A 26783-nucleotide genomic window follows, 5' to 3' on the forward strand; every position below is an offset into this window, starting at 1 on the left:
TCACAGCCCGCCCCACACAGCCCGCCCCACACAGCCCGCCCCACACAGCCCGCCCTCCCAAGGGGGCCACCATCCCCCAACGGGGCACCCCCGATTTCGACGCTATCGCCCCCACCCGACAAAACCCCGCCGCAAACCCCACCCGCCCCGAACCTGTCCACAACACCCGTCACCTGTGGACAACCCGCCCCGTCCACCACCGGCCGCCTCGGCTTTCGGGTAAAAATGGACACGTGGACGTCGATCTGGTCGTGCCGATGAAACACCCCCGCGACGGCAAGTCGCGGCTGCGTGGTGCCGTCGAGGTGGAGCGCCACGCCGGGCTGGTCATGGCGTTCGCCGCCGACACGCTCGCCGCCGTGGCCTCGAGTGCGCGGGTCAGGCGCGTGCTGCTCGTCGCCGCCGATCCCGAAGCCGTTGCCGAACTGGGCGAACTCGGCGTCGAGATCGTCGCCGAACCCGCCGAAAAGTCCCTCAACGCCGCTTTCCGTCACGGCGAAGCCCTGCTCAAAGCCGATGATCCGGACGCCGTCGTCGGTGCCCTCCAAGCCGACCTCCCCGCCCTGCGCGCCGTCGATCTCACCGCCGCCATCGCCGAGGCCGCCGGCACCCGGGCCTTCGTCGCCGATCGCCAGGGCACGGGCACCACCCTGCTGCTGGCCGCCCCCGGCGAGCCCCTCGATCCCCGCTTCGGGCCCGGCTCGGCGCGGCTGCACGCCGCGTCCGGGGCGATCGCCCTGTCCCGGCCGCTGCCGACCCTGCGCAGCGACGTCGACACCCCGGATGATCTCGCCCACGTCCGCGCTCTCGGTGTCGGAAAACACACCGCCGCCCGCCTCGGCGAACCGCGCTGAGCTGTTCATCCGACCTTCACCGAGGCCTGCGCAATTCCGCGTGACGTAGTGAAGAATGGGGGCCGTGAGCACAGACGACGGCAGTACGCCCGCACCGCGGAGGCGACGGAACCCGGCCAGCGGATCTTCGGAGACGGCGAAGAAGACCCCCACCGCCAAACCGGCGGCCGCCAAGAAGGTCCCGTCGAAGTCCACCGCGCGCGACACCGCCGCCCGTGCCACCGCCGGCAAGACGCGCACCCGCAAGACCACGTCGCCGACGGCCACCCCGGCGCCGACGCGGCGCCGCAGTTCCACCCAGGGCAACCCGGTCGCGGCCGAGGAGTTCCGGGCCGTCCCCTCGGCGCCGCCGGCGGTCACCGCCGCGCCCACCGCCGTCGAGACGCTGCCCGACGACCGGTACTTCAACCGCGAGCTCTCGTGGCAGGACTTCAACGCCCGTGTGCTCGCGCTGGCCGAGGACGAGTCGCAGCCGCTGCTCGAACGGGCGAAGTTCCTCGCGATCTTCGCGTCCAACCTGGACGAGTTCTACATGGTCCGCGTCGCCGGCCTGAAGCGCCGCGACGAGACCGGCCTGCTGGTGCGCAGCGCGGACGGGCTCACCCCGCGCGAGCAGCTCGGCTACATCGCCAAGCGCAACCAGGACCTGGTCGAGCGGCAGACCGGCGCGTTCGAGAAGCACCTGCGCCCGCAGCTGGCCGAGCAGGACATCCACATCGTCGGCTGGGCCGACCTGGCCGGCGCCGACCAGCTGCGGCTGTCGAGCTACTTCTCCGAACAGATCTTCCCGGTCCTGACGCCCCTGGCCGTCGACCCGGCGCACCCGTTCCCGTACATCTCGGGCCTTTCGCTCAACCTCGCGGTGACGGTCCGCGACCCGGAAGGCGGCACCGAGCGCTTCGCCCGGGTGAAGGTGCCGAGCAACGTGCCGCGCCTGATGCGCGTCGAGACCGAGCGCACCAGCCGGACGGCGACGTTCCTCCCCCTCGAAGAGCTCATCTCCGCCCACCTGGGTGAGCTGTTCACCGGCATGGACGTCACCGAGCACCACGTCTTCCGCGTCACCCGCAACGCCGACTTCGAGGTCGACGAAGACCGCGACGAAGACCTCCTGCAGGCCCTCGAGCGCGAACTGGCGCAGCGCCGGTTCGGCCCGCCGGTGCGCCTCGAGGTCGCGCAGGACATGAGCGAGCACATGCTCGAGCTGCTGCTGCGCGAGCTGGACGTCGACCCGGCGGACGTCGTCGAGGTGCCCGGCCTGCTCGACCTGACCTGCCTGCACCAGCTGTCCGGTGTGGACCGCAAGGAGCTGAAGGACCGGCCGTTCGTCCCGGCGACGCACCCGGCGTTCGGCGAGCGCGAGACGCCGAAGAGCGTTTTCGCGACGCTGCGCGAGGGCGACGTGCTGGTGCACCACCCGTACGACTCGTTCTCGACCAGCGTGCAGCGCTTCATCGAGCAGGCGGCCGCCGACTCGAAGGTCCTCGCGATCAAGCAGACGCTGTACCGGACGTCGGGTGACTCCCCGATCGTCGACGCGCTGATCGACGCCGCGGAGGCGGGCAAGCAGGTCGTCGCGCTGGTGGAGATCAAGGCGCGGTTCGACGAGCAGGCGAACATCACCTGGGCGCGGACGCTGGAGCGCGCGGGCGTGCACGTCGTGTACGGCCTGGTCGGGCTGAAGACGCACTGCAAGGTGTCGATGGTGGTGCGCCAGGAGGGTTCGACGATCCGGCGCTACTGCCACATCGGCACCGGCAACTACAACCCGAAGACGGCGCGGCTGTACGAAGACCTCGGGCTGCTGACGGCGGATCCGAGCATCGGCGCGGACGTCACCGACCTGTTCAACGTCCTGACCGGCTACTCGCGCCAGGACACCTACCGGACGATCCTGACGTCGCCGCACGGCATCCGGCGCGGCATCGTGCGCGCGATCGGCGAGGAGATCGAGCTGGCCCGGGCCGGGCAGCAGGCCGGGATCCGGATCAAGTGCAACTCGCTGGTCGACGAGCAGGTGATCGACGCGCTCTACCACGCCTCGCAGGCCGGTGTGCCGGTCGACGTCGTCGTCCGCGGGATCTGCGCGCTCAAACCGGGTGTCGAGGGGTTGTCGGAGAACATCCACGTCCGGTCGATCCTCGGCCGGTTCCTGGAGCACTCGCGGGTCTTCCACTTCCGCGCGGGCGGAACGCACTGGATCGGCAGCGCGGACATGATGCACCGCAACCTGGACCGGCGGATCGAGGCGCTGGTGCGCGTCAAGGATCCGAAGCTCACCGGGCAGCTCGACGACATGTTCGACTCGGCGCTGGACCCGGCGACGCGCTGCTGGGTGCTGACGGCGAGCGGCGAGTGGTCGCCGTTCCCGGCCGAAGGCTCGCGCGTGCGTGATCACCAGCTGGAGCTGGCGAAGCTGCACGGGGCCGCCGGATGACCCAAGAGGTACGGGCGGCCGGCGCGGTGCTGTGGCGCGTCGCCGGGGGCGCGACGGAGGTCGCGCTGGTGCACCGCCCGCGGTACGACGACTGGTCGTTCCCGAAGGGAAAACTCGACCCGGGCGAGACGATCGCCGAGGCCGCGGTGCGGGAAGTCCGCGAGGAGACCGGGTTCACCGCGGTCCTGGGCCGCTACCTGGCCCGGACGGCGTACCCGGTGCCGGCGCGCCACGGGGCCGGGACGGTGCCGAAGACGGTCGACTACTTCGCGGCGGAAGCGGCTTCCGGCGGGTTCGAGGCGAACGACGAGGTCGACGAGCTGCGCTGGCTGGACCCGATGGCGGCGGAAAAGCTGCTGACGCGGCCGGAGGACGTCCGGGTGCTGCGGGCGTTCTGCGAGCTGCCGGTGGGCTTGACGACACTGTTGCTGGTGCGGCACGCGAAGGCGGGCAAACGCGACGAGTGGTCCGGCGACGACGACCTCCGGCCGTTGTCGGAGGCGGGCCGTCGCCAGGCGGCGGCGCTGCGCCGGGTGCTGTCGTTGTTCGGCCCGGACCGGGTGTTGTCGGCCCCGCGGCTGCGCTGCGTGCAGACGGTCCACGGGGTGGCGGAGGACTTCGCGGCCGAAGTGCGCCACGAGCCGTTGTTCTCGGAAGAGGGCTACTGGCCGGACCCGGTCCTGGGCGCGGCGCGCCTCCTGGCGATCGCCGGGGACGGCGGCACACCGGTGGTGTGCAGCCAGGGCGGCGTGATCCCGGACCTGGTGAGCGCATTGGCGGACCGCGACGGAGTGGAGCTCCCGGCCGCGCGCGGCGGGGTGGTGCCGAGCAAGAAGGGCTCGTTCTGGGTGTTGTCGTTCCGCCCGCCGACGGCCTCGGAAGGTCCGTTGCTCCTGGCGGCGGACTACCACCCGAGCGCCCTGCCGGTCCCCTCCCCCAGCCACTCCTGAGCCGGTGGTCCACACGGGCCGCAGAGCGCTGTCAGCACGAGACAGCGCCGTGACAGTCGATCTTGGTGTACTTGCTGAGGGTCCCGCTGGGCTGCGCCGGGCTAGGGGTACGGCGCATCCCCGGGCGAGGGGGTTTCTGTCGGCACCGTGGCCAGCAGGGCCTGGACCTCGGTGACGCGGGGGTCGCCGAGGCGCTGGCTGACCGTCAGCGCTTCGGTCCAGTGGCCGCCCGCCTCGTGCGCGCGGCCCATGCGGTGCTTGAGCCGGCCGAGGGTGATCTGGACGTCGATCGTGCCGTAGTCGGCGTTCAGTTCCTTGAGCTCGGCGAGCGCGTCGAGGCCGGCCCGTTCCGCTTCGTCGTGCCGGCCGGCTCCTTCGAGGGCCTCGGCGACATTCCCGAGCGCGAGCGCCGCGTGGTAGCGGTCGCCCAGTTCCGCGAAGGCTTCGTGCGCGGCCTGGGCGGCTTCGGCGGCGTGGTCGTAGTCGCGGAGGCCGATGCGGCTGGCGCTGACGTTGAGGAGCGCGTGCGGCACGAACCTCCGCTGGCCGTGGTCGCGCGCGAGGTGGACGGCTTGCAGGGCGTGGCGTTCGGCTTCGGCGTATTCGGCCCGGACGTAGTACGCGCCGGCGAGGTTGGACAGGATCGCCACCGTCAACGCGGTGCCGTCGCCGTTCTCGGACGCGGCGCGCGCTTCCTCCAGCGCCTCGAGCGCCTGGTCGGGCTGGAGGGTGCGCAGGTAGGCCGAGCCGAGGTTGTTGGCGCTGTACTGGAGACCGGTGCTGTCGCCGGCGTCGCGGGTGGCGGCGACGGCCGTGCGCGCGGTGGTGATCCAGTCGTCGCGGTCGTGGCGCTCGGCGAAGAACCCGCGCAGGAGCCAGGCGAGTTTCCAGGCGTGCGCGGTCCAGCCGTGACCGGCGGCGATGCCGACGAGCGCGGTGAGGGCCTGCCGTTCGGTGGTGTACCAGGCGATCGTCTGCTCGTGCTGTGCGAAGCGGACGGCGGGCAGCGGCGCGGGGTCGAGCGTGATGTCCTCGGTGAGCAGGTCGGGACGGACCAGTTTGTTCGCCTCGGCGACACTGGCGAGGTACCAGTCGACGAGCCGCCGCAGCGCCGCCGCGCGCTCGGCCTCCGTCGTTTCGGTTTCGACGAGTTCGCCCGCGTAGACGCGCAGCAGGTCGTGGAACTGGTAGCGGTCGGTCCCGGGCTGGTTGAGCAGGTGGGCGGCGGCGAGCTGGTCGGCGAGCTCACGCGCTTCGCGCAGGTCGACGCCGGCGAGCGCGGCGGCCGAGGAGAGGCTGAAACCGTGGCCGGGGTGCAGGCCGAGCAGCCGGAAGAAGCGCGCCGCGGCCGGGCGCAGGGCCTTGTACGACCAGGAGAACGCGGCCCGGAGGTCGGTGCCGGCGTCCTGCGGGTCGCGGAGGGTGTCGAGCCGCAGCCGCTGGTCGCGGAGTTCTTCGACGATGCCGGCGAGCGAGACGCCGGAAAACCGTGAAGCGCGTTCCCCGGCCAGCGCCAGTGCCAGGGGCAGGCGCCCGCAGAGCTGCACGAGTTCGGCGACGGCGTCGGGCTCGGCGGCGAGGCGCTGCGACCCGACGCTGCCGGCGAGCAACGCGGCGGCGTCGCGGTCGTCGAACGAGCGCAGGGCGATGCGGCGGGCGCCGTCGCGGGCGACGAGGCCGCGCAGCTGGTTGCGGCTGGTCACCACGACGAGGTTGCCGGGCCCGGGCAGGAGCGGGCGGACCTGGTCGGCGTCGCGGGCGTTGTCGAGCAGCATGAGGGTGCGGCTGCCGGCCAGCCTGCTGCGGAGCAGCGCCGAGCGTTCCTCCACAGTGGAGGGCAGGGTCTCGGCCGGGACGCCGAGGGCGCGCAGGAAGCCGGCCAGCGCGGCGCCGGGCGTGACCGGGGTGTCCGCGGAGTGGCCGCGCAGGTCGAGGAAGAGCTGGCCGCCGGGGAAGCGGTCCCGGACGCGGTGGGACCAGTGCACGGCCAGCGACGTCTTCCCGACCCCGGCGGTGCCTTCGATGACGACGATGCCGGACGCGCCGCCGGGCGGCAGCCGGTCGAGTTCGGCGAGTTCGGGGCCGCGGCCGGTGAAGCCCGCGACGTCGAAGGGCAGTTGCCGCGGGACGGTGTGGACGGCCGGATCGGCGTCGGCGGCGAGCAGTTCGGCGTGCAGCCGGCGGAGGTCTTCGCCCGGTTCGACGCCCAGTTCGTCGGCCAGCAACGCCCGCAGCCCGGCGTACCGGGCGAGCGCTTCGGCGCGGCGCCCGGACCGGGCGAGGGTGCGCACCAGCCGTTCCCACAACGACTCCCGCAGCGGGTGCTGGGCGACGAGGTCGGTGAGTTCGGCGATGAGCCGCGCGTCGGGGACGAGGCCGGCGTCGAGGTCGATGCGCTGTTCGACGGCGAAGAGGTACCGCTCGGTCAGCAGCGGCCCCCATTCGGCGGCCAGTGCGGGAGAGCCGACGCCTTCGAGCGGGACGCCGCCCCAGCCGTCGAGCGCGGCGGTGAGCAGTTCTCTGCGACGCGCGGGTTCCGTCGCGGCGGCGGCCTGGTCGAGGGTGTGGAGGAAGCGCAGGGCGTCCACCCGGGACGGGTCGACGGCGAGCCGGTAGCCGTCCGGTTCGGTGACGACGGTGTCTTCGCCGCAGAGCCGGCGCAGGCGCATCACGTAGGTCTGCAGGCTGCCCCGGATGTGCGCGGGCGGCGTTTCGCCCCACACGCCCCGGGCGAGGGCATCGATCGACACGAGACGGCCGGCGGCGAGCGCGAGCGTGGCGAGCAGCGCGCGCTGGCGGGAACTGGTCAGCACGACCGGCGAACCGTCGACGAGCACCTGGAACGGGCCGAGCAGCCGGATGTCGATGGTGGTCGCCCCCAGGTTCGCCTCGCGCACGGCCGGCCCGCGCCGCACGCGGGCCCCGAGGAACGCAGCGTGGCATCACTCGGCCGGGCGCTCAAGCAACTTTGCGAAATTGGCGGAACCGGTCCCGGGGCGGAGGTTGGGCCGAGCGGGTGACGCGCGGTGTCCGTTCGGGACGCTGATACTGGCAGCGGGTGACTTTCGGTTCGTTCGGCTCGGCGTGACCGAAGAGTCGGCTGGCGTACGTGGAGAGTCGGCTGGCGTGTGTGGAGGGTCGGGCTCGCGTGCAGGAGGGTCGGCTCGCGTGCGTGGAGGGTCGGCTGGCGTACGGGGAGAGTCGGCCCGCGTACCCGGACAGTCGGTTCGCGGGCCAGAGAGCGGTTCGCGCGCCCGGAGGCTCGGCTCGTGCACTCGGACAGTCGGCTCGCCCGCGCCCCGACTCGATCCGCGCGCCGACCGTCCCCGTACGCGAACCGGCCGGCTGGGTACGCGAGTCGCCCTTCCGAGCGGGCGGGCGGCTTCTGCCGCAACGTCCGGACATGCGGCAGGGCCCCGCGCACGTCGCGCGGGGCCCTGCCGAAAAGCCGCTCGTCCAGCAGGGGGTCGCCCCCTGGGGGTCCCCCGGATTTCACGTTACCGCAGGGGTCCGACAGTTTTTGGCCGGTCAGTCCTTCTTCGCCGCGGCCGAAGTCCGCCTCGCCGGGGTCTTGGCCGCGGTGGTCTTGGCCGCCGTGGTCTTGGCCGCGGTGGTCTTGGCCGCCGTGGTCCGGCGAGCCGTGGCCGGCTTCGCGGCGGTGCTCTTCGCCGCCGTGGTCGCTTTCGCCGCTGTGGTCTTCGCCGCTGTCGTCGCCTTCGCGGCCGTGGTCTTCGCCGCCGTGGTCGCTTTCGCCGCTGTGGTCTTCGCCGCTGTCGTCGCCTTCGCGGCCGTGGTCTTCGCCGCCGTTGTCGCCTTCGCCGCCGCGGTCTTTGCCGCCGTCGTCGCCTTCGCCGCCGTGGTCTTGGGTGCCGCCGCCTTGGCGCGCGTGGTTGCCGGCTTCGCCGCCGTCGTCTTCGGGGCGGCCTTCGCCGCCGTTGTCCTCGTCGTTGCCGGCTTGGCCGCCGTTGCGCGTGTTCGCGTGGCCGTCGAACGCGTCGTGGCGGCCTTCGGAGCCGCGGCTGTGCCAGTCGAGGCTGTGCGAGTCGTGGTCGCGGCCGCGCGGGTGCCCGTCGTTGCGCGCTTGACCGGGGTGGCCTTCGGCAGCTTCTTCGCTCCGGAAACGACGTCCTTGAAGGTGGTGCCGGCGCGGAAGGCGGGCACGTTCGTCTTCTTGACCCGCACCGCTTCGCCGGTGCGCGGGTTGCGGGCCGTCCGCGCTGCGCGGGCGCGCTTCTCGAACACCCCGAAGCCGGTGATGTTGACCTTTTCGCCCTTGTTGACCGTCCGGATGATGATGTCGACCAGACCGTCGACCGCCTCGGAAGCGGCCTTCTTGTCGCCCAGGCGCTCGGTCAGCGCCTCGATCAGCTGGGCCTTGTTGGCCATGTCCAGTCCTCCAGGAAGGATCCACGGCCGCGTCGGCCGGCTAGCGACACGGTATTACCAAGGCAGCACAAATTCCACCCGGTGCGCGGAAACTTTCCCTTGCCCCGGGAGGGGTTCCGCCGCGCGGCGAGCCCGGTGAAGGGCTTCTGGAGGGCCGTACGACGTCTGGGCGAAGCAGCCCGAAAGGGGCGGGATCTGTTGCGGCGCAAGCGATCCCGCCCCAAGACCGGGCTAGCCGGCGGCCACCGGCGTCGTCGTCGGCTTCCACGACGGGCGGCTCGCCTCGAAGGTGTCGATCTCACCGGCATGGCGCAACGTCAGCGCGATGTCGTCGAGGCCTTCCAGCAGCCGCCAGCGGACGTAGTCGTCGATCTGGAAGGGCGCGGTGAAGTCCTTGGCCCGCACGGTCTTGGTCTCGAGGTCGACCGTGACCTCGGTGCCGGGCTCGTTCTCCAGCAGCTTCCAGAGCAGCTCGACGTCGTGCTGCTCGCACTGGGCGGCCACCAGGCCGCCCTTGCCGGAGTTGCCGCGGAAGATGTCGGCGAAGCGGGCGGAGATGACGACCTTGAAGCCGTAGTCCATCAGCGCCCAGACGGCGTGCTCGCGGGAGGAACCGGTTCCGAAGTCCGGCCCCGCGACGAGCACGCTTCCGTTCCTGAACGGCTCCTGGTTGAGGATGAAGTCCTCGTCGCCGCGCCAGGCGGCGAACAGACCGTCCTCGAAGCCGGTCCGGGTCACCCGCTTGAGGTAGACCGCCGGGATGATCTGGTCGGTGTCCACGTTGGACCGGCGCAGCGGGACGCCGACGCCGGTGTGCTGGGTGAACGGTTCCATGTTCGGTAGCTCCTCGGGTGGGTCAGCGGGCGGCGGTCAGCAGGTCTTCCGGCGACGACAGCGTGCCCCGGACGGCCGTGGCGGCGGCCACGAGCGGCGAGACCAGGTGCGTCCGGCCGCCCTTGCCCTGCCGGCCCTCGAAGTTGCGGTTCGACGTCGACGCGCTGCGCTCGCCCGGCTTCAGCTGGTCCGGGTTCATGCCCAGGCACATCGAGCAGCCGGCCTGGCGCCACTCGGCGCCCGCCTCGGTGAAGACCTGGTCGAGCCCCTCGGCCTCGGCGGCCTTGCGGACGCGCATCGAGCCGGGAACCACCAGCATCCGGACCGAGTCCGCCACTTTCCGACCGCGGAGCACCTCGGCCGCGGCCCGCAGGTCCTCGATCCGGCCGTTGGTGCAGGAGCCGAGGAAGACGGTGTCGACGGCGATCTCCCGCAGCGGCGTGCCCGGCTTCAGGTCCATGTAGGACAGGGCTTTTTCAGCGGCGATGCGGTCGTTCTCGTCCGGGATCGCCTCCGGGTCGGGTACCTCGGCACTCAGCGGGAGGCCCTGGCCGGGGTTGGTGCCCCAGGTCACGAACGGCGTCAGCGCACTCGCGTCGAGGTGCACCTCGGCGTCGAACTCGGCGCCGTCGTCGGTGCGCAGCTGCCGCCAGTTCTCGACGGCGGCGTCCCAGTCCGCGCCCTGCGGCGCGTGCGGACGGCCCTTCAGGTAGGCGAACGTCGTCTCGTCCGGGGCGATCATCCCGGCGCGGGCGCCGGCTTCGATCGACATGTTGCAGACGGTCATCCGCGCCTCCATGGACAACGCCGCGATCGCCTCCCCCCGGTACTCCAGGATGTAGCCCTGGCCGCCGCCGGTGCCGATCTTCGCGATCACCGCGAGGATGATGTCCTTCGCGGTGACGCCGGGCCGCAACTCGCCGTCGACGGTGATCGCCATCGTCTTGAACGGCCGCAGCGGCAGCGTCTGGGTGGCCATCACGTGCTCGACCTCGGACGTGCCGATGCCGAACGCGATGGCGCCGAACGCGCCGTGCGTGGAGGTGTGGCTGTCGCCGCAGACCACGGTCATGCCGGGCTGGGTCAGGCCGAGCTGCGGGCCGATGACGTGCACGATGCCCTGCTCGGCGTCACCCATCGGGTGCAGCCGGACACCGAACTCCTTGCAGTTGCGGCGAAGGGTGTCGACCTGGGTGCGCGAGACCGGATCGGCGATGGGGAGCTCGATGTCGACGGTCGGGACGTTGTGGTCCTCGGTCGCGATGGTCAGGTCGGGGCGGCGCAGCTGCCGCCCGGCCAGGCGGAGGCCGTCGAAGGCCTGCGGGCTGGTGACTTCGTGCAGCAGGTGGAGGTCGATGTAGAGGAGGTCCGGTTCGGCGCCTTCGCCTCGGCGCACGAGGTGGCTTTCCCACACCTTCTCCGCCAGTGTGCGGGCCTTGCCGGTCGGGCTGGTCATCTCCGGCTCCTTCCACGGTTCGACGTCGGAACTCGGGCGCGCACCTGCGGAACGGATGCGAGCCGCGAAGGAAGGGCGCAGCTCGAGTTCGGGGTTTCCCAGATACTGGACTTCCCAAAGTGCGGGACGCTAGTATCGGGTCGTGGGACAGCATAGCGGTATCGGAGTACTGGACAAAGCAGTGGCCGTCCTGCAGGCGGTCGCGGACGACCCCTGCGGCCTCGCGGAACTGTGCACGCGGACCGGCCTTCCCCGGGCCACCGCGCACCGGCTCGCGGTCGGCCTGGAGGTGCACCGGCTGCTGCGCCGCGGTCCCGACGGGCGCTGGCGCCCCGGTACGGCACTGGCCGAGCTCGCGGGCGGTTCGACGGACCCGCTGCTCGACGCGGCGGGCGTGGTGCTGCCGAAACTGCGCGACGTCACGGGTGAGAGCGTCCAGCTGTACCGGCGCGACGGTGTCCAGCGCGTGTGCGTCGCGACGGCGGAGCCGCCGAGTGGCCTGCGCGACACGGTGCCGGTGGGTTCGCGCCTGCCGATGACGGCGGGGTCGGGCGCGAAGGTGCTCGCGGCCTGGGCGGACCCGCACACGCAGCGCACGATCCTGGCGGACGCGGTCTTCGGCGAGCGCACGCTCCTGGAGGTCCGGCGGCGCGGCTGGGCGCAGAGCGTGGCGGAACGCGAGCCGGGCGTGGCGAGCATTTCGGCGCCGGTGCGGGATTCGGCGGGGACGGTCGTGGCCGCGGTGTCGGTGTCGGGGCCGATCGAGCGGATCGGCCGCAAGCCGGGAGCGCGCTGGGCGGCGGATCTCCTCGCCGCGGCGGATGCGTTGCAGGAACGGCTCTGAGGTCGCTGCCCGGGTCCGCTTTTCCACAGGCTGGTCGTGATGTGGACAAGCAGGCCCGGGCAGCGCCTTTTCCGGGGCTTTCGTCGGCAGGGGCCGATAGACTGGATTCCGGGGGGGCGCCCCAGGACGACGCCGAAAGCCCGAAAACCGGCAACCTCCCTTCCCCCGCGGACACGTCGAGGCCGCCGGCCCGAGGTGATTGCGCGCGGCAGGGACACCTGACACGGTGAGCCGATGCTGAATCAGGTGGCCGACGGTGTGTGGGTGCGGCAGAGCGAGTGGGTCTGGAGCAACACCACCGTCGTGAAGGCGGACGACGGGCTGGTCGTCGTCGACCCCGGGATCACCGGCGCCGAACTGGCCGAGCTCGCCGACGATCTGGACCGGCTCGGGATTCCCGTCGTCGCCGGGTTCTCCACCCACCCGCACTGGGACCACCTGCTCTGGCACCCCCGCTTCGGCGACGTCCCCCGGTACGCCACCGCCGCCAACGCGCGGATCGCCGGTGAAGCGCGGGAACGAGCCCAGGCCATGGCCCAGGAAACCGCGCCGGACATTCCCCTTGAACCGATCGCGCTCCTGACTCCGCTGCCCGACGGCGGCGACGACAGCGGCAACAGCGGCGACGACAGCGGACCGATCCCGGGCGAGCTCATCGAGCACGACGCGCACGCCGTCGGCCACGCCGCTCTCCTGCTCGCCGACCGGGGTGTCCTGATCGCCGGCGACATGCTCTCCGACGTCCTGATCCCGCTGCTCGATCCGCGCCGCCCGGACCAAGCGGACACCTACCCGGCCGCACTCGACCGGCTGGAAGAAGCCGCTCAGCGCGTCGATGTCGTGATCCCCGGGCACGGGGCCGTGGCCAAGGGGCCCGAGATCGCGGCCCGCTTCGCCGTCGACCGGGCTTACCTCGCCGCGGTGCAGCGCGGCGAGGACCCCGACGACCAGCGTTGGGGGAAGCGCACGTAGCGCCGTTCGGGTGACCGTGGCCGAAGTGGCGTATTCGGTGACGGCGGCCACGTCTCCTCTGAGTCAGCACCACAGAGGGGGATGACCACCATGAACACCGAACTGAATCGCCGGGCGATGGCGATGCTGCGGGCCGTCGGGGCCGGGCGGGCCGAACTCACCTGCAGCTGCGAACCCGACCTGCGGGTCGACGGCCTGCCGTGCTGCGACCAGGCGACCGCGCACCAGCTGGCCAGGGCCGGTCTGATCCGGCCCGTGCGGGTCGTCGCCGTCGGGCAGTGGGCGCGGGCGGAACTCACCGCCGAGGGCCTCCGGGCGGTGGGCGGTACTCTCGCCGCCGCGTGACGCAACCTTCCGGCCCGCTCGCGCGTGTACCCGGCAAACGCGAGGGGGATCCATGAAGACTGCCACCGCCCTGCTCGGCGCCGCCCTGCTGCTGTCCGCGTGCGCGAACACGCCGCCCGGGGCCCCGCCGTCCCAGAACCTGCGCCCGGTCGAGACCATCACGTCCGCGCCGGTCGCCGATCCGGCCGCCGTGCGCTGGATGGACGGCTTCTGCGCCGCCGTCCACGGCTACCGGGAGCGCACCAACCGGGAAGCCGAAGTCGCGCAGCCGACGCCGGGCTCGGTCGACGAGTCGCAGAAGGCGCTCAGCGCGTCGCTGGGCGGCATCGCGGCCCGCACCGGCGAGACGGTCGACAAGCTCACCGCGCTGCCGCCCGCGCCGGTGCCGCTCGGCGACACCGTCCGGCAGGCCTTCGTCACGAAGTTCACGAAGGCCCGCGACCGCGCCGCCGAGGCGAAGACCACGTTCGACCGCGCGAAGCCGGGCAACGAGGCGTCCCAGGTCTCGGCCGTCAAGGCCGTCAAGGAGGCGCAGCAGGACGTCGACGGCACCTACGACCCGGTCGGCGCCGTGGCGGCGTCCCCGGAGCTGATGCTCGCCGCCACCGCCGCGCCCGGCTGCAAGGCCTGAGACCTCACCGCCGCACGAGCGGCGCCTGCAGCGGCAGGGACCGCGACGAACCGCCGACGGACACGGTGAACGCGCCGCGCGCCGGCTGCCACGCGTGGGTCGCCGTGTCCCAGACCGAGAAGTCGCGCGAGTCCAGCCGGACCGTCACGCGCTGGGCCTGCCCCGGCGCCAGCGACACCCGCTCGAAGCCCTTGAGCTGGCGCGGCGGTTCACCGGCGGCCGCCGGGAAGCCCAGGTACACCTGGGCGACCTCGGCGCCCGCCCGGTTTCCGGTGTTCCGCACGGTGAACGTCGCCGTGGCGCCGTCGCCGGTGTTGCGCACCGACAGGCCGGAGTAGGCGAACGTCGTGTACGACAGGCCGTGGCCGAACGGGAACAGCGGCGCACGCCCCTGCGCGTCGAACCACCGGTAGCCGACCTGCAGCCCCTCGGAGTACGTCGCGACGCCGCCGACGCCCGGGAACTGCGCCGGGGTGTTCGCCGGCGTGTCGGCGTCCGCGGCGGGGAACGTGATGGGCAGCTTCGCCGACGGGTTGACGTCGCCGAAGAGCACGCCCGCCACCGCCGCGCCGTCCTGCTGGCCGGGGTACCACGCCTGGAGGATCGCCGGCACGCTCGACGCCCACGGCATGAGCACCGGGCCGCCGCTCTTCACCACGACGACCGTGTGCGGGTTGGCCTCGGCGACGGCGGTCACCAGCGCGTCCTGGTTGCCGTCCAGGGCCAGGCTCGGCCGGTCCTTGCCCTCGGTCTCGTTGTCCCCGACCATCACCACGCTGACGTCGGCGGTCCGGGCCAGCGCGGCCGCGCGCGCCGGGTCACTGCCGTCGTCCAGGGTCACCACGGCACCCGGGACGCGCTGCCGCAGCCCGGGCAGCGGGTCCACTGTGGACGTCGGGATGACGGCCGAGCTGCCTCCGCCGCCGGTCTTGGCCTTGGTCGCGAACGGCCCGATCAGCGCGATCGAGCGCACGCCCGCGTCGAGCGGGAGCTGCGCGTGCTCGTTGCGCAGCAGCACCATGCCGCGCTCGGCGAACTCCTTCGCGGCGGCGTCGTGCTGCGCGGTCGGCAGCGGCGAGGCGACCGGCGGGTGGTCGAACTGCCCGAAGGCGAACATCGTGCGGAACCGCGGCAGCAGCAGCTCGCCGACGCGCTGTTCGCTCACCTGCCCGGCCAGCACGGCCTGCTTCAGCTTCTCGCCGTACCAGGTCCCGTCGATCATTTCGAGGTTCATGCCCGCGTTCGCCGACCCCACGGTGCTGTGCGCGGCACCCCAGTCCGACTGGATGAACCCCTTGAACCCCCAGTCGTCGCGCAGCTTGCCCTGCAGCAGCGCCGGGTTCTCGCACACGAAGACGCCGTTGATCTTGGGGAAGGCGCACATCACCGAGCCCGCACGGCCCTCGGTGACCGCCTGTTCGAAGTGCGGCAGGTAGATCTCGTTGAGCGTGCGCTCGCCGATGTGCTCGTCGACGCTGTGGCGATCGGTCTCCTGGTTGTTCGCCGCGTAGTGCTTGACCTCGGCGATGGTGCCGTTCTCCTGGATACCGCGGATGTCGGCGGCGGCCAGCGCGCCGGCGAGGACCGGGTCCTCCCCCATGCCTTCGAACGTCCGGCCGTTGCGCGGGACGCGGGCGATGTTGATGTCGGGCGCCTCGGACACGTGGTGCGCGAGCGCCCGGGTTTCGCTGCCGATCAGCCGGCCGTACCGGCGCGCCAGGCCGGTGTCGAACGTCGACGCCAGGGCCATGGTGGCCGGCAGCGCGGTCGCCGGTTTCTGCGGTTTGTCGTCGGCCGGCCCCATGCCCGCCGGGCCGTTGGCGATCCGGAACCCCGGCACGCCCAGCCGCGGGATGGGCGGCACGAACCGCTGGTGCTCGGCGTCGGGCTGCAGGTGCAGCTGGGAGATCTTCTCGTCGAGGGTCATCGCCGCGACGAGCTCGGCGGCCCGGCGGTCGGGTGACTGCCGGGCATCGCGCCAGGATTGCGCTTGCGCGACCGCCGGCGTCGTCAGCGACAACCCCAGGACCACAGCAAGAACGAACGGGCCGGTGCGCATCGAGTCTCCCTCGCCGCTGACGGGACCATCGGCCGACAAGCTAACGCATACGTGATCGAGAAACATAGACCTGATGTCAATTCACATACTTGAATTCGCGGACGGGCTCAACCATTTCCCCGGCTCAAGCGTGGGAGGAGGACCAACGAGAGGGGACTCAATCATGGTCAAGAAAACCCTGATCGGCCTAATGGCGGCGAGCGCGGCGACGGTCGCGCTGACGGCACCGGCACACGCCGACCAGGCGGTCGTGTGGTCGCTGACCCAGCAGGTCGAGCCGGGCGGGCAGATCCAGGCGGTCGTGTTCGCGGAGTGGGAGGTGGGCTGCACACCGGCCGGGCCGGTCACCTCCCGGGGCTTCACCGCGCCGCTGAAGTGGACCGAGGGCGGCGAATGGGGCAGGCACGCCGGGTACACGACGGCCGGCCGGCGCCCCGGGAAGTACACAGCCGCGTTCCCGTGCACCGACGGCCGGAAGGCGACCGGCTCGTTCACGATCACGGGTACCCCGCCGCCGGGCACCACGACCCACCCGAAGCCGACGGCTTCGACGCCGGCGACGCCCAAACCCACGGCCACGGCCACGAAGCCGGCCAAGCCGGCGAAACCGCAGGTCGCGGTCAAGCCGGCCGGGGCACCGCAGACCGGGGACGGCACACTCGGCTGACCATCCACAGAGGACACCCCGGGCCGGCGCGTTCCCGGACCGCCGGCCCGGGGCCCGGCGTCAGCGGGCCGCGGCCAGCCGCAGCGCCCGGTACACGAACTGCTGGTCGCCGAGCCGGTGCCGCAGGTCGCGCTCCAGCCCCGCGATCGGGTAGAGGTTCTGCGGTGCCCGCGAGTCCTTGTAGGGCACCGACGCGAACCGCCCCAGCACCGACTGGGTGACGTTCGCCAGCTCGGCGACCTGCTCGCGCCCGAGGTGCGGCGCCGCCTCCACCCGCACGACCCCGGACCACGGCGGCCCGCCGGCCGAGGGCAGCCGCAGGTACCACGAGTGCCGGACCCAGGTCGTGCCCATCAGGAACACCGGCGTGCGCTGGTGCGGGCCGAGCCGGCCGACCATCGCGTTGAGCTCGCCGGGCAGGTAGGTCGTCTGGTGGCTCTTGATGAACCCGACGGCCCGGTCGAGGTGCGCCCGGCCGCGCAGCGGGCCGTCCACGACCAGCAGGTCGCCGCGCACGTGGCCGTCGATCGCCGTGCGCGCCCGGATCGCCGTGTCCAGCTCGGTTTCGGCCAGCTGCTCCTGCAACGCCGACGACAGCACCACCGGCAGCGGCTTGTCCTCCTTGGCCGCCGCGCGGTGCGCCGTGTAGATCCCGGCCGGGGTGGCGATGTCGTCCGCCCGCGGGGCGACGGTGAACAGCCCCCGCCGGACGTCGGTGCCGACGACGTGCGCCTGGCCCTCGCAGCAGCACACGACCCCGGCCGCGTAGGACGCGCAGATCCCGATCGACGCCGAGTTCGTGCCGGCCGGGTCGTCGATCCAGACGCGCGCGTCGATCCGCCGGACGCCGTCGACGAACAGCACGGCCTCGGGCGGCGAAACCGGCGAAGGGTCGATCGGCGCCCACTCGGCCTCGGGGACCTCGACGTCGAGCTCGACCTCGGCCTGGGAGCGGCCGAGCTCCTCGGCCTCCATCGAGCTGCCGTAGCCCGGGTCCCAGGCGTCGATGCTGAAGTTCATCCCGGCCACCGCGGTCATGCGCCCTCCCTGGCGATGTGCGAGCCGGTGCCGTCCCGGGTGACCAGGAGCCGCACCGGGACGCGCTCGGCGAGCGCCGGCACGTGCGTGATCACCCCGACCATCCGGGAGCCGGACGCGGCGAGGTTCTCCAAAGTGGACGCCACGACGTCGAGGGTGGCCTCGTCCAGCGTCCCGAAGCCCTCGTCGAGGAAGATCGACTCCAGCCGCGTCGCGCCCTCGGCCGCCATCGCCCCCAGCTGCGAAGACAGCGCCAGAGCCAGGGCGAGCGACGCCTGGAACGTCTCGCCGCCGGACAGCGTCTTCACCGGGCGCCGGGCGTCGGCCTCGTTGTGGTCCACCACCAGGAAATCGCCCTTGTCGTGGGTCAGCTCGAACTGGCCGCCGGACAGTTCCAGCAGCGACGCCGACGCCTCCGCGACCAGTGTGTCGAGCGCCCCGGCGATGAGCCAGCGCGGGAACTTGTCCGAGCGCAGCAGATCCGCGAGCAGCCGCGCGACCTGGGCGTCGGACTCCGCGGCCGCGATGTCTTCGCGCAGCCCGGCCACCCGGGCCACGCGCCGCTTCAGGTCGGCGTGGTCGGCTTCGGCGCGCGCCCGGGCGGCCGCGACGGCGACCGGGACGCGGTCGCGCACCGGCCCCTCCGGCACGGCGACCCCGAGCGCGGTGACGTCGTCGGCGACCGCGCGTTCGGCCGCTTGCAACGCTTCGGCGGCTTCGCCTTCTTCGGTCTTCGCGCCGGCCAGCCGCTCGCGATGGGCCTTCGCCTGGCCGGCGGCCCAATCCGTGAGCGCGGACCAGGCTTCGAGGAGGCTCCCGCCGTCTGTGACAACCGGGGCTTCGCCCCGGGCCGGGGGCTCCGCCACCCGGACCCCCGAAAAGCCGTCGATCGGCGGGGCGCCAAGGCCGACCAGCGGGTCGCGCGCCCGCGACAACCGCTGCCGCTCGGCGTCGACCTGGGCGCCGATGCCGGCCTGGGCTTCCGCGGCGCGTTTCGCCGCCGCCCGGGCGGTGCGCAGGTCCGCGTCCGCTTGCTTCGCGGCCTTTTCGAGAGAAGTGACCTTCGCCAGCTCCTCGGTGACGACGGCCGCGGACGGAGCGCCGGCGAGCGCCGCGGCGAGTTCACCGCGCCGGCGCCGGGCGGTGGCGAACTCGGTGGCCGCCGCCTGCTCGGCCAGGCCCGCGTCGACGGCCCGCTTCCGCCGTTCCTCGGCGTTCCGCTCGGCGGCGGCGAGGTCGTCCGCCGCGACGACGGCTTCCTTGCCCCTGGCTTCGGCGGCCGCTTCGAGCGCGGCCAGTGCCGTCCGCCGGTCCGCCAGCGCCGAAGCCGCCCACGCGGTGAGCCGCTGCCAGCCCGCCGGGACGTCGTCGCCGTCGATGGCCGGCGCCCCCAGCTCCACCAGGGGGTCGCGTGCGGCCCGCAGCGCTTCCCTGGCCGCCGCGAACGACTTCTCGACGGCGTCGGCCTCGTGCTGCGCGGCCGCGCGTTCGGCGCGGGCCGCGGCCAGTTCCTCGTCCGCGGCCTTCGCGGTCCCGGCGGCGCGGGCGCGACCATCGATCGTCTTCGACAGCCACTCGCCCCGCTCGCGCACCGCGGCGACGAGGTCCGCGTAGTCCTGCTCGGAGAAAGCGGCCTCGACCGGCCGCAGCAGCACCGCCGATTCGGGCGGGCCGTCCACTTCCAGCAGCACCGCGCGCAGTTCCTCCGCCTGGGCGGCCGCCGACGCGGCGGAGTCGGCGTCGCGGTCGACGGCCCGCTCCAGCTTGCGCACGACGGCTTCGGCGGCGGCGCGATCGCGCTCGGCGCGCTCGAGGCGGTCCCGGGCCTCGGCCAGGTGGGCGTGCCCGCCGGAGTCGGGCAGTGCCGTGACTTCCTGCTCGCACACCGGGCACGGGTGCCCGACGGCGAGGCCGGCCCGCAGGCTCAGCGCCTGCCCGGCCCGTTCCGCTTCGGTCACCGCGGTCTTCGCCGCCGTCACTTCGGCGTCCGCGCGGGCGAAGGTGCTTCGCGCCGTTTCGAGTTCTTTCCGGCGCGCGGCCTGCTCGGGGACGGCCTTCCGTTGTGCCTCGCACAACGCGTACAGCGTGCGCGCGTCGGAGCGGGCCGCGGCGAGCGGCGCGACGTCCGGCTGGGCGGCCAGCGCCGCCCGCGCTTCGGTGTCGGCGGCCTCGGCCGTGCGCAGGCGGGCGGCCGCGGCTTCGGTGCGGTTCGCCACGCGCGCCGAATCCGCCGACAGGTCCCCGAGATCCGCGGGCGGCCGCAGCCCGGCCAGCCGGTCGCGGTCCTGACGGGCCCGCCCGGCTTCGGCGGCGGCGTCCTCCGCGGCGCGGGCCGTCGAGTCCCGGTTCTTCCGGGCCACCTCGACGACGGAGAGGGCTTCGGTGACCGCGACGGCGGCGGCGTCTTTGGTCTGCGCCGCCGCTTTCGCCGCCTCTTCGAGCCGCGGGAGGGCCGTCTCGGTCGCCTCGAGCTCGGTGCGGTCGGCGCGGATCCGTTCCAGTTCACTGCGCGCGGGCGCCGCGGCGAGGGCGGTGCGGGCCGCTTCGTCCGCCGTTTCCGCCGTCTCCAACGCGCCCCGGGTGGCCGTGGCCGCGGCCGCCGCGTCGCGACGCCGGGTTTCGAGGTCTTCGACGCCGTCCGGTCGTTCTACAGCGTCGAGGACTTTCAGTTCCGTCGTGAGCGTGGCGACGCGTTGCCGGGCTTCGTCGTGCGCGCGGGTGGCGTCGTTCAACCCCGGCAGGGCCGCGTTCACCCGCGCGTCCAGCTCCGCGAGCGCCATCATGCGGGCAGCGTGTTCGGCGACGGCTTCTTCGGTGGCGTCGGCGTAGCTGCCGAGCTGTTCGGTGAGGACGGCGGCGCGCTGCTTCTGCTGCTCCGCCGTCACCCCGGCCCGGCGGCCGATCCGCTCGTAGACCTCCAGGCCCAGCAGCTTGATGAGGATCTTCTGGCGGTCGGCGGCCTTCGCGTGCAGGAACTCCGCGAAGTCGCCCTGGGGCAGCGCCACGCAGGTGCAGAAGTGCTTGAACGTCAACCCGAGCAGGCGTTCGACCGCGGGGGTCACTTCGGAGTCCGCGGCAACGGCGTCGGCTTCGTCCTCGGGGCCGCCGAGCGCGGCCGGGTCGATCAGCCGTTCCAGGCGGACGTTCTTGACGCTGACCGTGGGTTTCTTGCCGCCGCTGCGCCGGACTTCCCGCACTACGTGGTAGCGCGCGCCGCCGGCGTCGAAGACCAGCCGCACGGTGGCGCGGTTCACCGTCGGCGCCAGCGCGGGCGCGACAAGGCCTTCGTGGTCCCAGCGGGCGACGGAGCCGTACAACGCGAACGTGAGCGCGTCGATGACCGTGCTCTTGCCCGCGCCGGTCGGCCCGACGAGCGCGAAGTAATCGGTGTCTTCGAAGCTGACTTCGGTCTTCTCGCGGAAGGACGCGAAGCCGGTCATCTCCAGCAGCACTGGCCGCATGTCACACCCCGCTCGTCTCTTCGTCGTGCAGCCGCGCGAAGAGCGCCTGCACGCGCTTGTCCTCGACGGTTCGTTCCGCGCAGTAGTTCGCGAACAGCTCGCCGGGCGAACGGTCCGCGATCGCGCGGTCGCGGCCCGAGGTCGTCACCGGCGCGGCGAACTCCGGGTCGATGCGGATTTCCAGGGCGTTCGGCAGGGCTTCCTGGATCTCCTCCCGCAGCCCGGCCCTGGTCGCTTCGCGGAGGTAGACGCGGAGGTAGTCCTCGCCGAACTCCGCGGCGCGGCCGGTCAGTTCCGCCACGGTGCCGTGGACCGTGCGCAGCTTCCGCCCGGCGGTCAGCGGGACGTCGGTGATCTTCGCCGGCGTGGTGGGACTCACCTCGACCGACAGCACCACGCTGGTGTTGTCCTGCTCGCCGAAGTCGACGGCGAACGGCGAACCGCTGTAGTGCACCGGGCACGCGGCGGGCAGCGACTGGCGCCGGTGCAGGTGGCCCAGCGCCACGTAGTGCGGGTCGGCGCCGAACGCCGTCGCGGGCACGTGGTACTCGAAGATGGACTGCGCCGCGCGTTCCCCGCCGCCCATCGTCCCGCCGGTCACCGTCAGGTGCGCCATGACGAGGTTCACCGCGCCGGGGGTGAACCCCGTCTTGAGGTGTTCCAGGATGTCGCGCACGCGCTGGTCGTACTCGCCGACGTTGTCGGCCGGGGTCCCGGCGAGCAGCTCCGCGGCGCGGACCGCGTAGCGCTGGGAAAGGAAGGGCAGCACGGCGACGTTGACGCGCTCGCCCGTCGAACGCGCGTCGAACGAGACGACACCGCCGTCGTGGACCGGGCGGGGATCGCCGGTGAGCTGGATGCCCGCGGCCCGCAGGAGCGGGCGGTACGCCTCGAACGTCGCGGCGTGGTCGTGGTTCCCGGCGATGGCGAGCACCTCGGCACCGGTTTCGCGCAGCGCCATCAGCGCCCGCACCACGAGTTCCTGCGCGGCCGCCGACGGCGCCGACGTCTCGTAGAGGTCACCGGCGACGAGGATCGCGTCGAACTGCCCGTCCCGCGCGATCCGGACGATCTCGGCGAGCACGGCCCGCTGCTCGTCGAGGCGGTTGCGCCCCTTGAGCGTCTTGCCGATGTGCCAGTCGGAGGTGTGCAGGAACTTCACCCTTCGTCCTTCCGTTCGGGTGGTGGGCGGTCAGGCTCAGAACGGCGGCGGGTCGTCACCGAAGGGGTCGCTGCCGCGCGTGGGCAGCCCGGCGAAAGGATCACTCTTCTTCGACGTAGACAGCCCTGTTGTGGTCGTCGGGATCGTCCCGGCCTCGGAAAGCCGCGTGGCCCAGGCGGGGAACGGGAAGCCGACGGCGATCGGCACCGGGATCTCCGGCTGGCTCACGAACATCGTGCCCGGCGTGGCCAGGGTCGCGCGGACGCGCTGGCTGGCCGGGAGGAAGCCGTACTCGGGCCGCGATGCTTCGGCGGCGTCGAGGCGGCCGACGATGCGGACCGAGCTGTTGCTGACGATCCGGCGCTCGACCTCGCTGGCGGTCTGCTGCGCGCCGATCAGGATGACGCCGAGGGAGCGGCCGCGCTCGGCGATGTCCAGCAGCACCTCCTTGATCGGGCTGCTGCCTTCCCGCGGCGCGTACTTGTTGAGCTCGTCCAGCATGGTGAACAACAGCCCGCCCGGGCCGGCCGCCTCCTTGCGCGCGGTCTCCGCGGCGAGCGTCACGCCGACGACGAACCGCTGCGCCCGCTCGACGAGGTTGTGGATGTCCACCACGGTCACCTGCTGGTTCTCCGTGGACAGCTGGCGCGCGGGGTGGTCGGCGAGGTCGCCGCGGATGAGGCCGGACAGCGCGCGCTGGCTCGAGCGCAGGCGGCGGATGAAGGCGTTGACCGTGCCCGCGCCGGTGACCGCACCCGCCCAGCTCGCGCGGGTTTCCTCGTCGGTGACGCGCTCGCAGATGACGTCGACGAGCTCGGCGTAGGTGCGGCACAGGACACCGTCGACGTTCGCCGCGCCGTCCTTGCCCGCCGGGGTGCTGTCGAGGCGCAAGCGGTTCGCGACCTGGTGGATGACCATCGTGTACTGGTTGCGCTCGTCCTCGGCGTCGGCGAAGACGTAGGGCAGCAGGTCCTTGGCGCAGAACTCCGCGATGGTCCACCAGAACGCGCCGACACCCGAGGTCCGCCCGGTCACGTGCGGCTTGCCCGTGGTGTCCGACGGTGTCGGCGGTGCGAAGAACCCGGTCGAGGCGAAGGGCTCGGCGGGCAGGCCGAGCTTGGCGTACTCGGCCTTGAGCTTCTCGTCGAGGTGGACGTTCGGGGTGTCGAGGAACAGCAGGTCCTCGCCCTTGACCGAGAAGACGAGGGCCTTGGCGTTGTGGGCGTTCGGCAGGGCGCCGCCGCGGAAGATCGAGTGCAGCAGGAACAACGCGAACGACGTCTTCGTGGCCACGCCGGAGACACCGCTGATGCTGACGTGCGCGCCGCGGGTGCCGTCGAGGAAGTCCATGTTGAGGTAGACGGGTTCGCCGTCCCGGCCGAGGCCGACCGCCACTTGGCGGGTCATGTTGTCGAAGTACAGCGCCTGCGCGCGATCCTCTCCCACGGCCCGCTCGACCCGGCTGCCCGGCCTCGGCGGCACGTAGCACTCGGGCTCGACGCGGGTGGTGGCGATCTCGGCGATCTCCTGCACCTGGGCGGGCAGGACCCCGTCGGAGATCAGGAAGACGTCGCTGCCGAAGCTGGCGCCTTCGTGCCGCGCGGTCACCTGGGTCACGACGCCGTAGGAGGTGACTTCGCCGAGCCCCGGGAGTTCCCGCCGGGTCACGACCACGTCGTCGAGCTGCAGATAGGCGTCCTGATCGATGGCCACGCAGAACTGCAGCGGCGTCGAGTCCTCGGTGCCGGCCACCCGGCCGACCACGGTGGTGAGCGTCTCCTGGTCCACGGTTCTCCCTGTCTCACCCGGCGCTTCCTCCCGCGGCAGACTAGCCCGCGGGACCGACAGTCCCGCGCCCAACACGGCCTTGCCGCCACCGTTGCCGCCACCGCGTCGCCGCAGGCCAAGACTGCGCCGAACGAGTGAGCTCACCCTTCGGGGAGGGTCTTTCGTCCCCGCCACAGGCATTCCGGCGACGCCTGGGCCGGGCGTACCGGTTGCGCCGCAACGCCGTGCCCAGGGGTCGCGCCGGGCGGGCGGGGCGTTACGGGCGCCGCTTCCCCCTGGCTCCACGGCGAAGCGGCGCCGGGAGGGCCCCAGGGGCGCCTCGGGGGCGGGCCGCGATCCCCCGCCGTTGCGCGGGATCGGGTCCGGGTGGGCTCCCCCACACGCCGCGACACCCCGGACCGGCGTGTCGCGGGAAAAGTTCTCCGGAAGGGCCTCGGGTCCTATATGGACGACCACTGTGGACGGCTCACCCACCGGGTTTTGCCTGATCAGAGGCGTGGCGGGAGTCCGGGCCGCGCACCGGGCGGCGTCCGGCGAGGGGCTCTGCGGAGGCGGAACCCGCCCCCGTACAAGGAAATATTTCGACCCCCGGTTGGATTTTGTGCGGTATTGGTAATACCGTGTGCAGTGTCGGCCGAGATGGGCCGTGACTAGTAGTTCCACTATGGAGGACTGGAATGACGAACAAGGCCCAGCTGATCGAGGCGCTGTCGGAGCGTCTGGGCGACAAGAAGGTGGCTTCGCAGGCCGTTGACGGTCTGGTGGACATCATCATCCGGACGGTCAACAAGGGCGAAAAGGTCAACATCACCGGCTTCGGGGTGTTCGAGAAGCGCGCCCGCGCCGCTCGCACCGCCCGCAACCCGCGCACCGGTGAGGCCGTCCGCGTCAAGAAGACCAACGTGCCCGCCTTCCGCGCCGGCACCACCTTCAAGGACGTCATCTCCGGCACCAAGAAGCTGCCCAAGGCGACCCCGGTCAAGCGCGCCACCGCCGCCACCACCAGCACGCGGGCGACCGCCACCAAGACCGCCGCGGCCGCCGCGCCGGCCAAGGCGACGACGACCCGCACCACCCGCGCGGCGGCGGCCAAGCCGGCCACCACGCGCTCGACCACCACGCGGACCCGCGCCACCGCGGCGAAGCCGGCCGCCAAGGCCACCACCGCCACCAAGGCGGCCCCGAAGGCCGCCGCGGCGAAGACCACGGCGGCCAAGGCCACCACGGCGAAGGCGACCACCACGCGGGCCAAGACCGCGGCCGCCAAGCCGGCCGCGACCAAGACCGCCGCGGCCAAGAAGCCGGCCGCTGCCAAGGCCCCGGCCAAGCGCACCTCCGCCGCCAAGAAGAAGTAACACCCCTGGCGACGATCGGAAGGGCCCCGCACCTGCCTGGTGCGGGGCCCTTCCGGCGTTCCGGGGCCGGGTGAACCGCGCGCCGGGCGGGCGGCGGTGGGCCGGAGAGTGCGGGCCGGGCTCTCCTGTGTTGCGACCGCTCGGAGAATCGCGCGCGGGTGTCCGGCGATTCCGGAGGCACCGGCGCGAACCCCCAGCCCTGGACCACCGCGGTCCGTTCACACCCGAGCCCAGGCTGAGATCGCCGCTCACGGCTTGCCGCGCGGGCCTTCGCCTTCCCGGACTGCCGATCCGCCTCGCGCCACTCTCCGGCGGCTTGAACGCTGTGCACCGCCCACGGCCCGGACGCGGCGCCACCACACAGGACATCGGCAACGGGACCCACCTCGCAATTCCCCGTCCTCCCGCACCACGGAACCGGTCCCGGTCACCGGCTCACCCGATCCGCCGCCAGCCGCCGAACAATTCACCGCGGCACTCGTTGGGGTGAACGCCCCGCGGCCCTTTCCACCCCCGGCCCCCGACGGTTGCGTGCGGGCCTTCGCGGGTAGCCGTCGGGGCAGAGAACGCAATCCGACGGCAAGGAGTCGCGATGACGGAGAACGAAAACCGGCCCGAAGCGGACCTCGCCCACAGCCGGCAGCTCATCAAAGAGGCAAAAGAAGCCGCCGCGGAGGCTCACCTGGCCGATCCCGCCGAAGGGGCCGCCGACGAGGCGCTCGAGACGGATCCGCCCTACCACCACGGCGAGCAGGGCTCCACGCCGTCCGGAACGTAGATTCCCGGCGGCATTTCCGCCGGTATTGCCGCCGCGCCGCCGTCGCCGGGCGAAAGCCGCGACCCGGCCGGAACGGCGGTGGCCGGTCCTATCAGGACCACCCCGGGCCGCCGCCGTTCCGGGTATCGGGGAGGAAATTGCCGTACCTCTCCTCGGGTGGATACACTCCACCGAAGAACGCCGACCATTGTGCAACTTGTCACACGTCGCGTTCCCCCGGACGCACATCCAGCTGAGGAGCATTCCCGTGGCCCAGAAAGTCCTCGTCGAGATCCTGGACGACATCGACGGCAGCACCGCCGCCCAGACCGTTCAGTTCGGCCTCGACGGCGTCACCTACGAAATCGACCTTTCGGACGACAACGCCACCGCCCTGCGCGACGAACTGGCCCGCTACATCGCGGCCGGCCGGCGCATCGGCGGCCGCAAGGTCCGCGTCGCCACCGGGCAGTCGACCACCACCAGCACGACCGACCGCGAGCGCAACCAGCAGATCCGCGCCTGGGCCAACGCGAACGGCTACGAGGTCTCCGAGCGGGGCCGGCTGTCCTCCGAGGTGATCGCCGCCTACGAGCAGGCCCAGGTCGAAGAGGCCGAGGCGCCCGCCGCCCCGCCGCGCAAGCGCGCGCCGCGCAAGAAGGTCGCCGCCGCGAAGAAGTAGTGACGCGGTGGCCGGGAGATCACTGGGGACCTCGGCTGCGGCAACGGCACCCAGACCCGCTATCTCGCCGACCGCTTCCCGCACGTGCTGGGCGTCGACCTGTCC

General features: G+C 72.6%; 21 protein-coding genes. 12 read left to right on the forward strand and 9 right to left on the reverse strand.

All coding sequences use genetic code 11. The annotated features are described in order from the left end of the window. Nucleotides 1-233 precede the first annotated feature (233 nt). From cofC to ACFVYA_RS31955, 3 genes are read left to right on the forward strand one after another with little or no spacing between them, the layout of a single operon-like run. Entirely contained in the window at nucleotides 234-854 is a 621-nt protein-coding gene (gene cofC / locus ACFVYA_RS31945) for a 2-phospho-L-lactate guanylyltransferase (RefSeq protein ID WP_285989038.1), read from the forward strand. A 55-nt stretch (nucleotides 855-909) separates the two neighbouring features. Continuing rightward, nucleotides 910-3291: an RNA degradosome polyphosphate kinase gene (locus ACFVYA_RS31950; RefSeq protein WP_387050303.1), complete on the forward strand. Its 2382-nt coding sequence runs from the start codon at nucleotides 910-912 to the stop codon at nucleotides 3289-3291. Then, the gene (locus tag ACFVYA_RS31955) at nucleotides 3288-4241 is read left to right on the forward strand and encodes an NUDIX domain-containing protein (RefSeq protein WP_387050305.1); all 954 of its coding nucleotides are present in this window, start codon (nucleotides 3288-3290) and stop codon (nucleotides 4239-4241) included. Before ACFVYA_RS31950 ends, ACFVYA_RS31955 begins: the two co-directional genes overlap by 4 nt. Before the next feature lie 101 nt (nucleotides 4242-4342). On the opposite strand, the gene ACFVYA_RS31960 is transcribed toward ACFVYA_RS31955, so the two are convergent. The 4 genes from ACFVYA_RS31960 to leuC all read right to left on the reverse strand — a co-directional run bounded on the left by ACFVYA_RS31960 (nucleotide 4343) and on the right by leuC (nucleotide 10917). Then, nucleotides 4343-7156 carry a BTAD domain-containing putative transcriptional regulator gene (locus ACFVYA_RS31960; RefSeq protein WP_387050307.1) on the reverse strand — a complete coding sequence of 938 codons (2814 nt, stop codon included), beginning with the start codon at nucleotides 7154-7156 and terminating at the stop codon, nucleotides 4343-4345. Nucleotides 7157-7769: 613 nt separating this feature from the next. Further along, a complete protein-coding gene (locus ACFVYA_RS31965; protein WP_387050309.1) occupies nucleotides 7770-8627 on the reverse strand; it encodes an HU family DNA-binding protein in 858 nt (285 codons plus the stop codon). A gap of 231 nt (nucleotides 8628-8858) precedes the next feature. Next, nucleotides 8859-9461 carry a 3-isopropylmalate dehydratase small subunit gene (gene leuD, locus ACFVYA_RS31970; RefSeq protein ID WP_285989033.1) on the reverse strand — a complete coding sequence of 201 codons (603 nt, stop codon included), beginning with the start codon at nucleotides 9459-9461 and terminating at the stop codon, nucleotides 8859-8861. 22 nt (nucleotides 9462-9483) lie between these two features. Further along, nucleotides 9484-10917 (reverse strand): 3-isopropylmalate dehydratase large subunit, encoded by a 1434-nt coding sequence (gene leuC, locus ACFVYA_RS31975; RefSeq protein ID WP_285989032.1) that lies wholly within the window; start codon nucleotides 10915-10917, stop codon nucleotides 9484-9486. 142 nt (nucleotides 10918-11059) lie between these two features. On the opposite strand from leuC, the gene ACFVYA_RS31980 reads away from it, so the two are divergent. From ACFVYA_RS31980 to ACFVYA_RS31995, 4 genes are all read left to right on the forward strand, one after another. Next, nucleotides 11060-11761: an IclR family transcriptional regulator gene (locus ACFVYA_RS31980; protein ID WP_051183801.1), complete on the forward strand. Its 702-nt coding sequence runs from the start codon at nucleotides 11060-11062 to the stop codon at nucleotides 11759-11761. 234 nt (nucleotides 11762-11995) lie between these two features. Further along, complete coding sequence (locus tag ACFVYA_RS31985; protein ID WP_387050311.1) at nucleotides 11996-12733, forward strand: MBL fold metallo-hydrolase; 738 nt, start codon at nucleotides 11996-11998, stop codon at nucleotides 12731-12733. A 90-nt stretch (nucleotides 12734-12823) separates the two neighbouring features. Next, the gene (locus ACFVYA_RS31990) at nucleotides 12824-13078 is read left to right on the forward strand and encodes a hypothetical protein (protein WP_285989030.1); all 255 of its coding nucleotides are present in this window, start codon (nucleotides 12824-12826) and stop codon (nucleotides 13076-13078) included. Between the two features lie 52 nt (nucleotides 13079-13130). Then, nucleotides 13131-13709: a hypothetical protein gene (locus ACFVYA_RS31995; protein ID WP_387050313.1), complete on the forward strand. Its 579-nt coding sequence runs from the start codon at nucleotides 13131-13133 to the stop codon at nucleotides 13707-13709. Between the two features lie 4 nt (nucleotides 13710-13713). Here ACFVYA_RS31995 and ACFVYA_RS32000 read toward each other — a convergent pair whose 3' ends face one another. Beyond that, nucleotides 13714-15768, reverse strand: a complete 2055-nt coding sequence (locus ACFVYA_RS32000; RefSeq protein ID WP_387050315.1) for a glycoside hydrolase family 3 C-terminal domain-containing protein — start codon at nucleotides 15766-15768, stop codon at nucleotides 13714-13716. 163 nt (nucleotides 15769-15931) lie between these two features. Here ACFVYA_RS32000 and ACFVYA_RS32005 point away from each other — a divergent pair, with 163 nt between their 5' ends. Continuing rightward, a complete protein-coding gene (locus ACFVYA_RS32005) occupies nucleotides 15932-16435 on the forward strand; it encodes a hypothetical protein (protein ID WP_387050317.1) in 504 nt (167 codons plus the stop codon). A 60-nt stretch (nucleotides 16436-16495) separates the two neighbouring features. Here the strand turns inward: ACFVYA_RS32005 and ACFVYA_RS32010 are convergent, their stop codons facing one another. The 4 genes from ACFVYA_RS32010 to ACFVYA_RS32025 are packed head-to-tail and all read right to left on the reverse strand — an operon-like array spanning nucleotide 16496 to nucleotide 23884. Continuing rightward, complete coding sequence (locus ACFVYA_RS32010) at nucleotides 16496-17473, reverse strand: hypothetical protein (RefSeq protein ID WP_387050319.1); 978 nt, start codon at nucleotides 17471-17473, stop codon at nucleotides 16496-16498. Continuing rightward, on the reverse strand, nucleotides 17470-20934 hold the full coding sequence (locus ACFVYA_RS32015) for an AAA family ATPase (RefSeq protein WP_387050320.1): 3465 nt from the start codon (nucleotides 20932-20934) through the stop codon (nucleotides 17470-17472). The genes ACFVYA_RS32010 and ACFVYA_RS32015 overlap by 4 nt, the downstream gene beginning before the upstream one ends. Before the next feature lies 1 nt (nucleotide 20935). Beyond that, nucleotides 20936-22096, reverse strand: coding sequence for an exonuclease SbcCD subunit D (locus tag ACFVYA_RS32020; protein WP_387050322.1), 1161 nt, complete (start codon nucleotides 22094-22096; stop codon nucleotides 20936-20938). A gap of 36 nt (nucleotides 22097-22132) precedes the next feature. Next, a complete protein-coding gene (locus ACFVYA_RS32025; protein WP_285989023.1) occupies nucleotides 22133-23884 on the reverse strand; it encodes an ATP-binding protein in 1752 nt (583 codons plus the stop codon). 677 nt (nucleotides 23885-24561) lie between these two features. On the opposite strand from ACFVYA_RS32025, the gene ACFVYA_RS32030 reads away from it, so the two are divergent. The 4 genes from ACFVYA_RS32030 to ACFVYA_RS32045 all read left to right on the forward strand — a co-directional run. Beyond that, nucleotides 24562-25239 carry an HU family DNA-binding protein gene (locus ACFVYA_RS32030; protein ID WP_093950764.1) on the forward strand — a complete coding sequence of 226 codons (678 nt, stop codon included), beginning with the start codon at nucleotides 24562-24564 and terminating at the stop codon, nucleotides 25237-25239. A gap of 592 nt (nucleotides 25240-25831) precedes the next feature. Then, the gene (locus ACFVYA_RS32035) at nucleotides 25832-26017 is read left to right on the forward strand and encodes a hypothetical protein (protein WP_285989022.1); all 186 of its coding nucleotides are present in this window, start codon (nucleotides 25832-25834) and stop codon (nucleotides 26015-26017) included. 247 nt (nucleotides 26018-26264) lie between these two features. Continuing rightward, on the forward strand, nucleotides 26265-26678 hold the full coding sequence (locus tag ACFVYA_RS32040; protein ID WP_387050324.1) for an Lsr2 family protein: 414 nt from the start codon (nucleotides 26265-26267) through the stop codon (nucleotides 26676-26678). 18 nt (nucleotides 26679-26696) lie between these two features. Continuing rightward, nucleotides 26697-26783 (forward strand): methyltransferase domain-containing protein (locus ACFVYA_RS32045; RefSeq protein WP_387050344.1); only part of this gene is annotated, 87 nt, incomplete at its 3' end.

Origin of the sequence: Amycolatopsis sp. NPDC058278, from assembly GCF_042881395.1 — a bacterium.
Lineage (GTDB): Bacteria > Actinomycetota > Actinomycetes > Mycobacteriales > Pseudonocardiaceae > Amycolatopsis.